General features: G+C 53.6%; 17 protein-coding genes. 14 read left to right on the top strand and 3 right to left on the bottom strand.

Going from position 1 to position 15,479, the window contains the following annotated elements; genetic code table 11:
* Positions 1 to 6 precede the first annotated feature (6 nt).
* The 4 genes from cheZ (at position 7) to J5069_RS07025 (ending at position 4,511) form a co-directional block, all read left to right on the top strand.
* Positions 7 to 654 carry a protein phosphatase CheZ gene (gene cheZ, locus J5069_RS07040; protein ID WP_264643153.1) on the top strand — a complete coding sequence of 216 codons (648 nt, stop codon included), beginning with the start codon at positions 7 to 9 and terminating at the stop codon, positions 652 to 654.
* Positions 655 to 872: 218 nt separating this feature from the next.
* Positions 873 to 2,030 (top strand): flagellar biosynthesis protein FlhB, encoded by a 1,158-nt coding sequence (gene flhB / locus J5069_RS07035; protein ID WP_264643152.1) that lies wholly within the window; start codon positions 873 to 875, stop codon positions 2,028 to 2,030.
* On the top strand, positions 2,023 to 4,104 hold the full coding sequence (gene flhA, locus J5069_RS07030; protein ID WP_264643151.1) for a flagellar biosynthesis protein FlhA: 2,082 nt from the start codon (positions 2,023 to 2,025) through the stop codon (positions 4,102 to 4,104). Before flhB ends, flhA begins: the two co-directional genes overlap by 8 nt.
* Positions 4,101 to 4,511 carry a flagellar protein FlhE gene (locus tag J5069_RS07025; protein WP_264643150.1) on the top strand — a complete coding sequence of 137 codons (411 nt, stop codon included), beginning with the start codon at positions 4,101 to 4,103 and terminating at the stop codon, positions 4,509 to 4,511. The genes flhA and J5069_RS07025 overlap by 4 nt, the downstream gene beginning before the upstream one ends.
* A 23-nt stretch (positions 4,512 to 4,534) precedes the next feature.
* Here J5069_RS07025 and J5069_RS07020 read toward each other — a convergent pair whose 3' ends face one another.
* The 3 genes from J5069_RS07020 to flgA all read right to left on the bottom strand — a co-directional run bounded on the left by J5069_RS07020 (position 4,535) and on the right by flgA (position 6,092).
* Positions 4,535 to 4,972: a flagella synthesis protein FlgN gene (locus J5069_RS07020; protein ID WP_264643149.1), complete on the bottom strand. Its 438-nt coding sequence runs from the start codon at positions 4,970 to 4,972 to the stop codon at positions 4,535 to 4,537.
* A 5-nt stretch (positions 4,973 to 4,977) separates the two neighbouring features.
* Positions 4,978 to 5,274 carry a flagellar biosynthesis anti-sigma factor FlgM gene (gene flgM / locus J5069_RS07015; RefSeq protein WP_264643148.1) on the bottom strand — a complete coding sequence of 99 codons (297 nt, stop codon included), beginning with the start codon at positions 5,272 to 5,274 and terminating at the stop codon, positions 4,978 to 4,980.
* Positions 5,275 to 5,420: 146 nt separating this feature from the next.
* Entirely contained in the window at positions 5,421 to 6,092 is a 672-nt protein-coding gene (gene flgA, locus J5069_RS07010) for a flagellar basal body P-ring formation chaperone FlgA (protein ID WP_413542203.1), read from the bottom strand.
* 158 nt (positions 6,093 to 6,250) lie between these two features.
* On the opposite strand from flgA, the gene flgB reads away from it, so the two are divergent.
* From flgB to flgK, 10 genes are all read left to right on the top strand, one after another.
* A complete protein-coding gene (flgB, locus tag J5069_RS07005; RefSeq protein ID WP_264643147.1) occupies positions 6,251 to 6,667 on the top strand; it encodes a flagellar basal body rod protein FlgB in 417 nt (138 codons plus the stop codon).
* A gap of 31 nt (positions 6,668 to 6,698) precedes the next feature.
* Positions 6,699 to 7,103, top strand: a complete 405-nt coding sequence (gene flgC / locus J5069_RS07000) for a flagellar basal body rod protein FlgC (RefSeq protein ID WP_264626961.1) — start codon at positions 6,699 to 6,701, stop codon at positions 7,101 to 7,103.
* Positions 7,104 to 7,120: 17 nt separating this feature from the next.
* A complete protein-coding gene (flgD, locus tag J5069_RS06995) occupies positions 7,121 to 7,801 on the top strand; it encodes a flagellar hook assembly protein FlgD (protein WP_264643146.1) in 681 nt (226 codons plus the stop codon).
* Between the two features lie 85 nt (positions 7,802 to 7,886).
* Complete coding sequence (gene flgE, locus J5069_RS06990; RefSeq protein ID WP_264643145.1) at positions 7,887 to 9,128, top strand: flagellar hook protein FlgE; 1,242 nt, start codon at positions 7,887 to 7,889, stop codon at positions 9,126 to 9,128.
* Positions 9,129 to 9,148: 20 nt separating this feature from the next.
* Positions 9,149 to 9,901, top strand: a complete 753-nt coding sequence (locus J5069_RS06985; RefSeq protein ID WP_264643144.1) for a flagellar basal body rod protein FlgF — start codon at positions 9,149 to 9,151, stop codon at positions 9,899 to 9,901.
* A gap of 28 nt (positions 9,902 to 9,929) precedes the next feature.
* On the top strand, positions 9,930 to 10,712 hold the full coding sequence (gene flgG / locus J5069_RS06980; protein WP_264643143.1) for a flagellar basal-body rod protein FlgG: 783 nt from the start codon (positions 9,930 to 9,932) through the stop codon (positions 10,710 to 10,712).
* 128 nt (positions 10,713 to 10,840) lie between these two features.
* On the top strand, positions 10,841 to 11,554 hold the full coding sequence (flgH, locus tag J5069_RS06975; protein ID WP_264643759.1) for a flagellar basal body L-ring protein FlgH: 714 nt from the start codon (positions 10,841 to 10,843) through the stop codon (positions 11,552 to 11,554).
* Positions 11,555 to 11,574: 20 nt separating this feature from the next.
* Positions 11,575 to 12,684 (top strand): flagellar basal body P-ring protein FlgI, encoded by a 1,110-nt coding sequence (locus J5069_RS06970; RefSeq protein WP_264643142.1) that lies wholly within the window; start codon positions 11,575 to 11,577, stop codon positions 12,682 to 12,684.
* Between the two features lies 1 nt (position 12,685).
* Positions 12,686 to 13,657, top strand: a complete 972-nt coding sequence (flgJ, locus tag J5069_RS06965) for a flagellar assembly peptidoglycan hydrolase FlgJ (RefSeq protein ID WP_264643141.1) — start codon at positions 12,686 to 12,688, stop codon at positions 13,655 to 13,657.
* Positions 13,658 to 13,777: 120 nt separating this feature from the next.
* On the top strand, positions 13,778 to 15,469 hold the full coding sequence (gene flgK, locus J5069_RS06960; RefSeq protein ID WP_264643140.1) for a flagellar hook-associated protein FlgK: 1,692 nt from the start codon (positions 13,778 to 13,780) through the stop codon (positions 15,467 to 15,469).
* Positions 15,470 to 15,479: the final 10 nt, after the last annotated feature.

Genomic DNA, 15,479 nt, shown 5'->3' with positions numbered 1-15,479 from the left:
GATCGTATGACGTCACATCCTATGCCACCGGTGAATGATACCGCCTCTGCAACGGAGATCATTTCCCGTATTGGCCAATTGACGCGCATGCTGCGTGACAGCTTGCGTGAACTGGGGTTGGATCAGGCCATCGCGGAAGCCGCAGAAGCGATTCCCGATGCGCGCGATCGCCTCGACTATGTGGTACAAATGACGGCGCAGGCGGCGGAACGCGCATTAAGCAGCGTTGAGGCCGCGCAACCCGTTCAAAACCAACTGGAGTCTGAAGCCAAGGCGCTGAAAGCGCGTTGGGATCAGTGGTTCGAAAATCCGATTGAACTGGCGCAAGCAAAAGAACTGGTCACGGATACGCGTAATTATTTGAATGACGTACCGCAGCACACCTCTTTCACCAATGCGCAGCTGATGGAAATCATGATGGCGCAAGACTTCCAGGATCTTACCGGTCAGGTTATCAAACGCATGATGACGGTGATTCAGGAAATCGAAAAACAATTGCTGATGGTATTGTTGGAAAACATGCCTGAGCAATCGGCTGAGAAGAAACGGCCAAATGACAGCTTGCTCAATGGTCCTCAGATGGATAAAAGCGCCGCTGGCGTGGTATCCAGTCAGGATCAGGTTGATGACTTGCTCGACAGCCTGGGCTTCTAACGCAGTCAGAGGGAGTGCGGCAATGCAGAGCCTCCCACTGACGATCGCTTCATTGGCACCGTGAGTGATCTGTGGATCAGTCACGGTGTTTCTGTTTGTTTTACCCTATCCCTGAATAAGCTATAGGTTTGTTTCGTTGTTCAAGCCATAAGGATTGCGGACATTTGTCATGCTAAGCGTTACCCCTCAACCTGACAGTATGCGATCGGAACACGGCTGTGGCTGAAGATAGCGACCTTGAAAAAACAGAGGCCCCCACACCCCACCGACAAGAGAAGGCAAGAGAGGAGGGGCAGATTCCGCGTTCGCGCGAACTGACCTCGATGTTAATGCTGATCTCAGGGTTGGCGCTGTTGTGGCTGGGCGGCAGTGCGATGGCGCAAAAGCTTTCCGCCATGGTGGCGCAGGGACTCCATTTCGATCCTGGCTTGATCCGAGACGACAAGCTGCTGTTAAACCATTTGGGATCGCTGCTGATGCAGGGCGTTTCAGCGTTGACTCCTCTGATGGTTGGCGCGGTACTGGTGGCGATTGCTGCTCCGATGTTACTGGGGGGCGTGCTGTTCAGCCCCAGCTCTATCAAATTCGACCTGACAAAGCTGAGCCTGATCAGCGGTCTGAAGCGCATATTTTCCTCACAGGTATTGGCCGAACTGTTCAAAGCCATCCTCAAGTCCGTGCTGGTGGGAACCATTGCCGGTTGGTTCTTGATGCACAATTGGGCGGCGATGCTGCGTTTAGTCTCTGAAGCCCCAATTGCAGCACTGGGTGATGCGCTGGAACTGGTCGCAATATGCGCTTTCTTTGTCATCCTGGGATTGATTCCCATGGTGGCATTTGACGTATTCTGGCAGCTTTGGAGCCATTTTAAAAAATTGCGGATGAGTAAACAGGATATCCGCGATGAGCATAAGCAGAGTGAAGGCGATCCGCATGTGAAAGGGCGGATACGGCAACAGCAGCGCGCGCTGGCTCAGCGGCGTATGATGGCCGATGTGCCAAAAGCGGATGTGATCGTCACCAACCCGACACACTATTCGGTTGCTCTGCAATATGATGATAAAAAGATGAATGCACCCAAGGTGTTGGCGAAAGGTGCTGGCGAAATTGCCTTGCGCATCCGCGAGCTTGGCGCTGAGCACCGTATTCCCGTTTTGGAGGCACCGCCGTTGGCGCGTGCACTGTTTCGCCATGCAGAAATAGGCGAACATATTCCGGCAACACTGTATGCTGCCGTGGCGGAAGTATTGGCATGGGTTTACCAGCTAAGACGCTGGCGGCGTGAGGGGGGACTCATCCCGCGTAAACCTAAGAATCTTCCAGTCCCGACAGCGCTCGATTTTGTACCCCATGAAGAGATGAATACCGATGCCTGATTTGGCCTCTTTACTGCGTCTACCGACCGCATTTAAAAATACCCAGTGGCAAATTTTGGCTGGCCCGGTTCTCATCCTGCTGATCCTTTCCATGATGGTGTTGCCGCTGCCGCCCTTCATTCTGGATTTGCTGTTTACCTTCAATATCGCCCTGTCCATCATGGTGTTATTGGTGGCGATGTTCACCCAGCGCACGCTGGATTTTGCTGCCTTCCCGACCATTTTGCTGTTCTCCACCCTGTTACGCCTGTCGTTGAACGTCGCCTCGACCCGTATCATTTTGCTTGAAGGGCACACCGGTACCGCGGCGGCAGGTCGCGTGGTAGAAGCCTTCGGTCACTTCCTGGTAGGCGGCAACTTTGCCATCGGTATTGTGGTGTTCATCATCCTGGTGCTGATCAACTTTATGGTTATCACCAAGGGTGCCGGGCGTATTGCTGAAGTGGGTGCCCGTTTCGTGCTGGACGGGATGCCCGGCAAACAGATGGCGATCGATGCGGACTTGAACGCCGGCTTGATCGGCGAAGATGAAGCAAAAAAACGTCGTACGGAAGTGACTCAGGAAGCTGACTTCTACGGCTCAATGGACGGTGCCAGTAAGTTTGTGCGCGGGGATGCCATCGCCGGTTTGATCATCATGGTGATTAACATTGTCGGCGGGTTGTTGGTTGGGGTGGTACAACACAATATGCCGATGGGACAAGCAGCAGAAAGCTATACGCTGCTGACCATCGGTGATGGCCTGGTTGCCCAGATACCGGCATTGGTTATCTCCACGGCGGCGGGTGTGATCGTGACGCGCGTCAGCACTGACCAGGATGTTGGTCAGCAGATGGTTACCCAGTTATTCAATAACCCACGGGTAATGATGTTGAGTGCGGGAGTGCTGGGGCTCATCGGCATGGTGCCTGGGATGCCCAACTTTGTATTCCTGCTGTTCACCGCCGCGTTGCTGGGATTGGCCTGGTGGATGAAGCAACGCGAAAGCGCGGCGCCTGCCGTGGGCACTGAGCCACAACAGCATGAGAAACCGAAGGCTATTGAAGCCACCTGGTCTGATGTGCAATTAGAAGACCCGCTGGGCATGGAAGTGGGCTATCGGCTGATCCCGATGGTCGATCACCAGCAGGATGGCGAGTTGCTGGGGCGCATTCGCAGTATTCGCAAAAAATTTGCGCAAGAGATGGGGTTCCTGCCGCCCGTGGTGCACATTCGCGACAACATGGAATTGCCACCGGCAAGCTACCGCATCCTGATGAAAGGCGTGGAAGTAGGGCACGGTGAAGCCTATCCTGGTCGCTGGATGGCGATTAACCCGGGAAATGCGTTTGGCGAGTTACCGGGTGACAAGACGCAAGATCCGGCCTTTGGCCTGCCAGCCGTGTGGATCGAAGGTGTATTGAAGGAGCAGGCGCAAACGCAAGGTTATACGGTGGTGGAAGCGAGCACCGTGGTGGTCACACACCTTAACCACCTGATTAGCCTCTATGCGAGTGAGCTGTTTGGCCGTCAGGAAGCGCAGCAACTGATGGATCGCGTCACGCAGGAAATGCCTAAGCTGACCGAAGATTTGATCCCTGGCGTTGTTACACTGACCACCTTGCACAAGGTATTGCAAAACCTGCTCAAAGAGAAAGTGTCTATTCGCGATATGCGCACCATCATTGAAACGCTGGCCGAACATGCGCCGGTGCAACCGGACCCTTATGAACTCACCACCGTGGTACGCGTCGCCTTGGGCCGTGCCATCACCCAACAGTGGTTCCCGGGCGAAGGCGAGTTGCAAGTGATTGGTTTGGATAGTTCGCTGGAGCGTATCTTACTGCAAGCGCTGCAAGGTGGCGGCGGGCTGGAACCGGGACTGGCCGATCGACTTCTGGTGCAGGCCAAGCAGGCACTAAGCCGTCAGGAAATGCTGGGGGCTCCTCCGGTGCTGCTGGTAAACCATGCGTTGCGCGGTCTGCTAGCGCGCTTTCTGCACCGCAGTTTGCCGCAGATGGCGGTGCTGTCCAATCTTGAAATCAGCGACAGCCGTCAGATAAGAATGACAGCGATGATTGGGGAGGCGCAGTGATCAAGCGATTTTCCGTGCTGGCAGCACTGCTTGTGCCCTTGACGGTATCGGCGGGGCAAGGCGGGTGGAATGCCAGTAAATCCGGAGTGACATTGACCTATCGAGGTCAACTGTTTAACTCGGCTCCCTTGGCACCCACCCCCGCTCAGGGCGTCAATCCACAGAATTCGATCACCGTGGTCTATTGGCGTTATGCCGTCGATGGGATATACGATCCTGGCTTGCGCGTGAAACTGTGTACGGTACAGCGCTGCGCTGACATTGAAGGCGGCAGTGGGGAAACTCAAGCCTTTCGGGGATTACCTGCAACCAGCGAATTCCGCTTCACCTATTTCCTGGAAGGGAAGGGGCGCGTTTATCGCCCAATAGACATACGGCAAGTCGAGATCGCCGTTAATTACCAATAATGGATTGTGCGCGAGACAGTGCGCTAAAGATTGATTTTCCTGCCGCCTACCACCAATCCCGCCGACTGTCCATCAGGGCCATACAGGCTCTGACCGTGGCGCGGTTTCAATATGGCAATGGCTTCATTGGTATAATTGATGTGCTGATTTAACAACATACCGTTGTGTTTGTTCATATCATGCAAGCTGGCCGTTAATGTTTGAATTGCTTGCCAACGTTCGAACAGTTCGGTATCGGCCTCATAGGGAGCCTGAAGCTGCAAGCGCACTTCAATTTCTTGCCGATTCTTATCAAGGTATTGCACCGTCGCTAACGTAGCACTTTTGATATCAGTGACTTTTTGTAGCGCAACACTATTGATATGACCAGCGCAGAGCAACGTTTGCTCTTCAGATAAAATACCGCTCAATTGGTTCAGGTTTTCCAGTACCGCATCGAGGGTTGCTTGCAATTTTTCCATAAGTATCAATTATTCGCTAAGAAGTCTTGAGTATCTTTGATCAGCGCATCCGCGATTTTACCCGCATCGATCTGCAAAGAACCATCACGGATAGCTTGCTTCAGCGTTTCCACACGGTTCATATCGATATCCTGCGTGCCAGGCTGCATCAAACGCGCTTGTGCGTCACTCAGCTTAACCTGGGTTCCGGCCACTTCGCTCTGCGCGGGGGTCTGTACACGTTTTTGCTTCGTCGCTTCACTGGCATCGCGAGACTGTACTTGGCTAACGGGCTTCAGCGGCTGGGTGCGTTCAATGCTCATAAGGTTACCCTCTAAAATGAGGTGTCAAAAGGTTAAATAATAACCTGATTCCACTCAGGTTTACATAAACGCCACACGAAAGGAAGGGGCGACGCAAAATTTACTCTGCTAGTATCATCGGCAACAACGGCAAATACTTTAATTTATTATTGCGCAATATAGATAACACCGTCTTCACCTGCAACACCACTGACGATTTGCCCTGACGCCACGCGCACGCGCACCGACTGTCCGGCAGCGGCGTTACCCATCGCTTTACCTTCGCTGTTGATGCTAAAACCCACGCCTTGCGCCAGCACCTGCACCGTTTGGCCGGACTTGACCACCCAGGCGCGCCGTAGCATCGCACTGGTGAGCGGTTGACCAGGAGGGAGGTCGCGTAATAATACCGCACCCATGGCATCTTTGGGGAGCAACAATGCGCGCGGTGGCAGCAGATCCAGCCGCCCCGTGGTTTGGCGCAGGTCTGCCGCCGCCAGCGTAACGCCGCGCCGCAACGGGCGGGCGCTGACCAGATAATTCCCTGTGACCTGCACTTCTGCCTGAATGAAGCGTCGCAGCTCGCCGCAGCGCACGGAGACGCTGACGTTGCCCCATACGCGTGTATTGCTTGATAACGCCAGCAGCGGCGCTTGACACTGCGGCCATTGTTCCTGCGGCGTTTTGATCACCACGGCAAGGCTGGTCTGCTTGTCAGGGAAGCGGGCGTGAAAAAACTGCTCAAGCTGCGCCTGCAAATCGGCAGCCGCAGCGACGTTTATCTCCCCCATCAGGCTGGTCAGTAGTGCAAAAAAAATAGAGTAAAACTTGGTTTTCACTGACTTCACCTCTTGATAATCACGGCCATGCCTAGTGTAAAGGTCTTGGGGGTGCGTTAAGGCAACAAATAGCGTCGCATTTTGCGCTTATTCTCGCGATGGTGTTATCAGCATCGGAATTATCCTACCAGCTCCAAATTCTCATTTGCGGAGGGAGCATGCTTGACAAACTTGACGCCTCATTACGGTTTCAACAAGAAGCGTTGAATCTGCGTGCCCAACGACAGGAAATCCTGGCGGCGAATATTGCCAATGCTGACACGCCGGGTTATCAGGCGCGAGATATCGATTTTGCCAGCCAACTTAATAAAGTGATGGATCAAGGCAGAGTGAGCGGCACTGGCGTTGCGTTGAAAACCACCTCCACTCGCCATATTCCGGCACAGAATTTCCAGCCGCCAGAGCTGGATATGCTGTATCGCGTTCCCGATCAACCGGCGTTGGATGGCAACACGGTGGATATGGATCGTGAACGTACCAATTTTGCCGACAACAGCCTGAAATATCAAACCAGTCTTACCGTTTTAGGCGGTCAGATTAAAGGCATGATGTCAGTACTGCAATCAGGCTCGTAATGAGAGCGATGGAAGAGGAGGCTAAGGCGTTATGTCACTGCTAAGCATATTTGATATTTCCGGTTCCGCGCTCTCCGCGCAATCTCAGCGTTTGAACGTCAGTGCCAGTAATCTGGCGAACGCAGACAGCGTGACCGGTCCTGATGGGCAGCCCTATCGCGCCAAGCAGGTGGTATTCGAGGTGGCTGCACCCGCAGGACAGGCGACGGGGGGCGTTAGGGTGGCGAATGTTATCGAAGACACCTCACCTGCGCGTCTGGTTTATGAACCCGGTAATCCGTTGGCCGATGGGCAAGGTTATGTGCGTATGCCAAACGTGGATCCGGTGGCGGAGATGGTCAACACCATTTCTGCATCGCGCAGTTATCAGGCCAACGTTGAGGTGCTTAACACCACCAAAACGATGATGCTGAAAACATTAACTCTTGGGCAATAATCGGGAGATACGTACAAATGTCGGTCACGGTTAATGATACTACTTCCGCCAGCAAAACGAGCAGCACCAGCAGCAGCTCGTCAACGTCAGTAACGGCAAACACCAGTGCCGATCTACAGAATCAATTCTTGACGCTGCTGGTCGCCCAGTTAAAAAATCAGGATCCCACCAACCCGATGGATAACAACCAACTGGTCAGTCAGTTGGCGCAGTTGAACACGGTCAGTGGCATTGAGAAGCTGAATACCACGCTGGGGTCTATTTCCGGGCAGATCAACAATAACCAGTCCATTCAGGCAACGACCTTGATTGGCCATGGCGTGATGGTGCCGGGTAACGAGATTCTGGTGGGCAAAGAGACCAGCACACCGTTTGGCATTGAGCTGCAAAGTGCGGCAGAAAACGTGACGATCACCATCAGTGACAGCACCGGTAAGGTGGTGAGCACTCAAGAACTGGGTGCACAGACCGCGGGCGTGCACTCCTGGGGATGGGATGGCAAGCTGACCGATGGTACAGCGGCACCTGACGGTTCCTATACCTTTACCGTTGCCGCCAGCACCAGCGGCGCGCAACAAACTGTACAGCCATTACGTTATGCCCTGGTTAATGGGGTGGTTCGCAATGACTCTGGTGCCCAGTTGGATCTGGGGCTGCAAGGCAAAGCGACGTTGGATGACGTGCGGCAGATTTTGTAACTAAATGAAAGTGTTACGCACAGAACCCGGCTTACCTTGAAACCGTTTCTGAAGCATGATTTAACCGATTTCTCCGGAGAGCACCATGAGTTTTTATCAAGCGGTCAGCGGCTTGAATGCCGCATCGAAGCAACTGGACGTTATTGGCAACAACATCGCCAACTCGTCAACCGTCGGTTTTAAAAGCGGCACCATTGCCTTTGCAGATTTGTTTGCTGGCGGTACCGGCTTGGGGACCAAGGTCTCTTCCACATTGCAGGATTTTGGTGACGGTCCGTTAAACTCGAGTTCACGTGCGCTGGATGTTGCGATCAGCGGCAATGGATTCTTCCGCCTACAGGACGCTGCCGGCACAGTCCTTTTCAGCCGTAATGGTCAGTTCACCCTCGATGGTGCGACCCGCAATATCGTCAATATGCAAGGCATGTTGCTGACGGGCTATCCGGTTGTTGGTACGCCACCGGTCGTTCAGCAAGGGGCGGATCCGGTGCCGTTGACCATTCCTGAAACGCCAATGGCGGCTCAGCAGACCACCGTCGCCTCCATTGTTGCCAACCTGAACTCGTCTGACGCGGTTAAAGCATTCGATCCGGACAACCGGGAAACGGCTAACTACAAGGGCTCCATTACCGTTTACGATACCCTGGGTAACCCGCATAACATCGGGCTGTATTTCGAAAAAACCGGCCCGAACAAGTGGAACGTAAACGTGCAGGATGGTTCTGTTACCGGATCGGCATTCACTAAACTTGAACTGGAATTTACCGAAAGCGGCGCGCTGAAAGCGCAGACGCAGACGCAAATGCTCGGTACCCCGCCCGTTGCGACAGTCGTTACCGGGGAGAGCACCATTCCTCTGCCATCGTTGGATGGATCGCTGGCTTCCTCGTTTACCCTCGATTTCGCGGGCAGCGTGCAGCAGAACTTTGGTGGCAACAGCAACAAAGCGCCGGTCCAGAACGGTTATGGCCCGGGCAGCCTGATTGGCTATAGCGTCAGCGATGGCGGCGTGATTACCGGTAAATATTCCAACGATAAAACGCAGCCCCTGGGCCAGATTGCCTTGGCCAGTTTCTCCAACCCGGAAGGCCTGTCCATTGAGGGCGATAACACCTGGTCCAGCACGGATAAATCCGGTCAGCCGGTCATCGGTCAGGCGGGTGTGGGGAGCGTGGGGACGTTGCTGGGCAATATGACAGAAAGCTCAAACGTGGACATGAGTAAAGAGTTGGTGGATATGATTGTTGCCCAACGTTTCTACCAGTCTAATGCGCAAACCATTAAAACGCAGGACTCCATCCTGCAAACGCTGGTCAGCATGCGTTAATCGTTTAGCGGAGAGACTCCATGGATCACGTAATTTATACAGCGATGGGCGGTGCCAGCCAGTCACTTGAAAAGCAGGCGATTACCGCCAACAACCTGGCCAATGCTTCAACGCCCGGTTTCAAGTCGCAATTGGCGGCGTTGCGTGCCGTGCCCATCAATGGACCGACGAATCACACCCGGACGCTGGTTGTCGCTTCTACGCCGGGCGCGGATATGTCGGCAGGTGTGATGGATTACACCGGTCGTTCCATGGATGTTGCACTGCCGAAAGAGAGTTGGCTGGCAGTGCAAACCGCTAACGGTGAAGCCTATACCCGCAATGGTAATATGGAACTCAATGCCGATGGGCAGTTGACCATCCAGGGACGCATTGTGATGGGGGACGGTGGTCCGATCGAGATTCCGCCCAATGCGCAAATCAGCATCTCTGCCGATGGTACCATCTCCTCGTTGAACGCGGGTGATGCACCGAATACCATTGCGCAGTTGGGCCGCTTGAAGCTGGTGAAAGCAACGGGACAAGAAGTGACGCGTTCTGATGATGGTTTGTTCCGCTTGACCCCAGCGGCTCAGCAGCAGCGTGGCAATGTATTACAGAACGATCCCACCGTGCGTATCATGCCCGGCGTACTCGAAGGCAGCAATGTCGATTCGGTTGGTACCCTGGTGGATATGATTGCTAACTCACGTCGCTTTGATATGCAGATGAAAGTGATTAGCAGTGCCGACACTAATGCTCAGAGTGCCAATCAGTTATTGGCTATAAGCTAACGCGCTCATTGCGTGAAGGAGTTGCTTTATGATCCGTTCGTTATGGATTGCAAAAACCGGTTTGAACGCACAGCAAACCAATATGGACGTTATCTCCAACAACCTGGCGAACGTCAGCACCAATGGTTTTAAACGCCAACGTGCCGTGTTTGAAGATCTGTTGTATCAAACCATTCGCCAGCCGGGTGCCCAGTCTTCTGAGCAAACGACGTTGCCTTCCGGGCTGCAATTAGGGACAGGGGTTCGTCCGGTATCAACCGAACGTATTCATACCCAAGGTGGCATGACGGAAACCGGTAATTCCAAAGACGTTGCGATTCGTGGGCAAGGTTTCTTCCAGGTGCAAATGCCTGATGGGACGACGTCCTACACGCGCGATGGTGCGTTTCAACTGGACGGAAACGGCCAGTTGGTAACTTCTGGCGGCTATCTGGTACAGCCAGCCATTACTATCCCGGCCAATGCCACCGAGCTCTCCATTGGGCGTGATGGCATCGTCAGCGTGAAGCTGCAAGGCCAAACAGCGATGAACCAGATCGGGCAGTTGACCTTGGCAACGTTCATCAATGACAGCGGTTTGGAAAGTATTGGTGAAAACCTCTATCTGGAAACCACCAGTTCCGGTGCGCCAAATGAAACCAACCCGGGTTTGAACGGTGCCGGGTTGCTGTACCAAAAATTTGTCGAAACGTCTAACGTCAACGTGGCAGAAGAATTGGTCTCGATGATCCAGACGCAGCGTGCGTATGAGATCAACAGTAAGGCGATCTCTTCTTCCGATCAGATGTTGCAGAAACTGACCCAGTTGTAAAACCGGGCGATTAACGGGGCGGTGACAAGGATAAAACGGTGATGCTTCGGTTACCCGCTTTACCTCTGTCATTGCCCCGTTGAGCATGAATAAATGGGCAACCTTTTAAGGCGATATCCGTAGTGATGATGATGCAAAAGCCGGTTATCAAACCGTTGTGCCAGCCGCGTTCGCTGGCGTTGGTCGTGATGTTGACGCTAAGCGGTTGCGCCTATATTCCTCATGATAAAGTGGTTACCGGTCCCACCTCGGCCCAGCCCGCGCCGCCAACGGCAGCCGCGCCCAATGGCTCCATCTTCCAGGCGGTTCAGCCGATGAATTATGGCTATCAGCCGATGTTTGAAGACCGTCGACCGCGCAATGTCGGTGATATTCTGACCATTGTTTTGCAGGAAAATGTCAGCGCCAGCAAAAGTTCTTCTGCTTCTGCCAGCCGCGACGGTTCCACCTCGTTTGGTATGACCACGGTGCCACGCTACCTTGAAGGGCCGCTGGGCAATAATCGCGCCGATGTGGCCGCCGAGGGTAAAAATGACTTTGCCGGTAAAGGCGGCGCCAATGCCAATAACACCTTCAGTGGTACGATCACGGTGACGGTGGGGCAGGTGTTGGCTAACGGTAACTTGCAGGTGGTCGGTGAAAAGCAGATTGCCATCAATCAGGGTACTGAATTTATCCGTTTTTCCGGTATCGTGAACCCAAGAACCATCAGCGGTGCTAACTCCGTTCCTTCCACGCAGGTGGCGGATGCGCGTATCGAATATGTGGGCAACGGTTACATTAATGAAGCGCAAAATATGGGTTGGTTGCAGCGTTTCTTCCTCAACGTTTCTCCGTTCTAAGCTAAGTAAAGAGGTACAGAATGCGGATCGCGTCGTTTTTTAGCCTGATGTTAGCCTTGGTGGCTTTCATGCCTGCGTCATCGCAGGCCGACAGGATCCGTGACCTTGTTGATATACAAGGCGTGCGGGAAAACTCTTTGATTGGTTATGGTTTGGTGGTCGGGCTCGATGGGTCGGGTGACCAGACCATGCAAACCCCCTTTACCACCCAAACCCTGACCAACATGCTGTCACAGTTGGGTATCACCGTACCGGCGGGTACCAACATGCAGTTGAAAAACGTGGCAGCGGTGATGGTCACGGCGAAACTGCCGGCGTTTGGGCGTACCGGGCAAGCGATTGACGTGGTTGTCTCCTCGATGGGTAATGCCAAAAGTCTACGCGGCGGTACGTTATTGATGACCCCACTCAAAGGGGTAGACAATCAGGTTTACGCTTTGGCGCAGGGTAACGTGCTGGTCGGCGGTGCCGGTGCTGCCGCAGGCGGCAGCAGTGTGCAGGTTAACCAATTGGCGGGCGGGCGTATCACCAACGGTGCGGTGATCGAACGCGAACTGCCTTCCACCTTTGGTGCCTCTAATTTGATCATGCTGCAACTGAAGCAGGATGACTTCTCCATGGCGCAGCGCGTCAGTGATGCCATTAACCGCTCCGGGTTGGGCGGCAGTGCGGCACCGGTTGATTCGCGCACCATTCAGGTGATTGCGCCGCGCGGAAACAGTTCGCAAGTGCGTTTTCTGGCTGATGTCCAGAATATCGATGTCAATATCGGCGTTCAGGATGCCAAGGTTATCGTTAACTCTCGCACCGGATCGGTGGTGATGAACCGCGAAGTGACCCTGCAAAGCTGTGCCATTGCGCAGGGTAATCTCTCTGTCACTATCAACCAGCAAAATGTGGTTAGTCAGCCGGATACCCCGCTGGCCGGTGGTCAAACGGTGGTGACGCCGCAAACCGAGATTTCGCTTCAGCAGGGCGGCGGCGCATTGCAACGGGTTAACGCCAGCGCCAACCTGAACAATGTGGTTCGCGCATTAAACTCTCTGGGCGCAACGCCGATGGAGCTGATGTCAATTTTACAAGCGATGCAGAGTGCAGGTTGTCTGCGCGCTAAACTGGAAATCATCTAATATGGCCGATATTCAGTCGCTCAATAATGCTGCGTATGACGCGCAGTCATTAAATTCGCTCAAGCGTGAAGTCTCTAGCGATCCGCAGAGTAAAGAGGGGATTCGAGCGGTTGCGCGCCAGATGGAAGGCATTTTTGTCCAACTGATGATGAAAAGCATGCGCTCGGCTTCACTGGAAGATGGGTTGCTGAATAACGATCAAACGCGGCTTTATACCTCGATGTACGATCAACAGGTCGGGCAGCAGATTGCCTCCGGCAAAGGACTGGGGCTGGCGGATGTGATGGTCAAGCAACTGACGTCTACGCAAAATGCGGGCGTGCCTTCTGCGGCGGCCGCAGAGGAAAATGCCCCTGCCGTGCCGTTGCGTTTTGACGGTGCCTTGCTCAGAACCATGCCGACAGCCGAAGTGGAGCAGATGGTACGCAAAGCGGTGCCAAAATTGCCCTCCATGGGGTCAGCGTTGCCGCTGTCGAGCAGCAATTTCATTTCGCAACTTGCCGGACCGGCGCAGATGGCCAGCCAGCAAAGCGGTATTCCCCATCACCTGATTATGGCCCAGGCGGCGCTGGAGTCCGGTTGGGGACAGCGCGAAATCCCGACGGCGGATGGTCGCCCCAGCCATAACCTGTTTGGTATTAAAGCGGGCAGCAACTGGGACGGGCCTGTCACCGAGATCACCACAACCGAATATGAAGATGGCGTGGCCAAGAAGGTCAAGGCCAGCTTCCGCGTGTATGACTCCTATCGGGATGCGCTGGGTGATTACGTCAAATTGCTGACCAATAACCCGCGCTATAGCAACGTGGCGGCGGCGGGAACCGCTGAGCAAGCCGCTCATGCCTTGCAGCGTGCGGGCTATGCGACCGATCCGCAGTATGCGCAAAAACTGATCAACATGATTCAGCAGATGAAGAATACCAGTGAAAAAGCGGTCAAAGCTTATACCCATGATTTAAGCCAACTGTTTTGATTTTTCTCTGAAGGTTTTCCCTGTCTTGCCGATAACTGGTATTAGCGATGAAAGTGAGCAAATCACTTTCTGTATAAGTTTTATTTGTATGGGATTCATGCCCGTGGAAAGGACGTTTACATGGCCAATTTAGTAAATACTGCGATGAGTGGGCTGAAGGCAGCGCAAGCAGCATTAAGCGCGGTCAGTAACAATATCAGTAACCAAGCGGTAACTGGATATAGCCGCCAGACCGTGCTGCTTGAGCAAGCATCGGGCACGAAGAACGGTAATGCCTATGTTGGTAACGGTGTGAATTTGGTTTCAATCAATCGTGATTACAACGATTTTATTGCCAACCAACTGCGTGCAGCGCAAAGCACCAGCAGTTCGGTGACCACCAGCTACGAACAAATCTCAAAAATTGATAACTTGCTGGCAAGCAGTACCACCAATCTCTCGTCCTCCTTGCAGGAGTTTTTTACCAACCTGCAAAACGTGGCCAATAACGCAGGCGACTCTTCTGCGCGTCAAACCATGATTGGTAAAGCGCAAGGGCTGGTGAACCAGTTTAAGGTCACCGACAAATACCTGCGCGACATGGATTCCAGCATTAACAGCGAAATTAAAAGTGTGCTCGGCCAGGTAAATACCTACTCCAGCCAGATTGCCAATCTCAACAAAGAGATTACCCGCTTGCAGGGTGCTAATCAGGGAGCTCAACCCAACGATCTGCTGGATCAGCGCGATCAGTTGGTGAATGACCTCAATAAACTGGTGGGCGTGGATGTTACGGTTCAAGATGGCTCTATTTACCATGTGTCGCTTAAAAATGGCATGAACCTGGTTCAGGGCACGCGCAGCTTTGATTTGGTTCCGGTTGCCTCCAGCAGTGACCCGCAGCGTGTTTCCATTGGGTATGACGATCCTACCGTTGGCGTCAGCGAGCTTCGTGACACCTCCATCTCCGGCGGTAAACTTGGCGGGTTAATCTCTTTCAGAACCGATACCCTTGATACCACACGTAACCAGGTCAACCAATTGGCGCTGGCATTCTCGGATGCGTTCAATACCCAACATAAAGCCGGGTATGACTATGAGGGTAACCCTGGCGAGAATTTCTTTAATTTTGGTGGCCCTGTCGCTTACGAGAACAGTAGAAATACTGGCAATGCGGTGCTGAGTGCGTCTTATAAAGACACTTCCGCCGTGCAGGCTACGGATTACTCGATGCGTTTCAACGGCACATCATGGGATGTTACGCGCACTGCAACCAATACCACAGTGTCAGGTCTGACACCGGATCCTGTTACCGGCAAGCTGACCTTTGACGGCCTTGAAGTCACCGTCACGGCAGGAAGCACCCCGTTGGCGGCTGGCGATACCTATCTGCTTAAGCCGGTCAGCGACGTGATTATCGATATGAGCGTTGCCATCACCGATCCGAAGGCGGTGGCGGCAGCATCGACCAAGCTTGACGAAAATGGTAATCCAGTGCCCGGCGAATCTGGCGGCGCGAGTGACAATACCAATGCCAAGGCGCTGCTGGCCTTGCAGAATCAGAAGATTGTTGGCGGTAATGCCACCTTCTCGGGAGCCTATGCGGGCATCGTGGGGGATATTGGCAACCAGACCAGCGCGCTGAAAATCAATAACACTTCACAGCAAAATGTGGTGAAACAGTTAACGGCCGAGCAGCAATCGGTGTCTGGGGTAAACCTGGACGAAGAATATGGCGATTTGATGCGTTACCAGCAGTATTACATGGCAAACGCGCAAGTGATTAAAACCGCACAGGCACTTTTTGACGCGCTGCTCACCATGCGCAGCTAATTGGCGATCG

This window comes from Candidatus Symbiopectobacterium sp. NZEC127 (assembly GCF_025962675.1).
Taxonomy (GTDB): domain Bacteria; phylum Pseudomonadota; class Gammaproteobacteria; order Enterobacterales; family Enterobacteriaceae; genus Symbiopectobacterium.
This window is presented reverse-complemented; position numbering and strand designations above follow the sequence as displayed.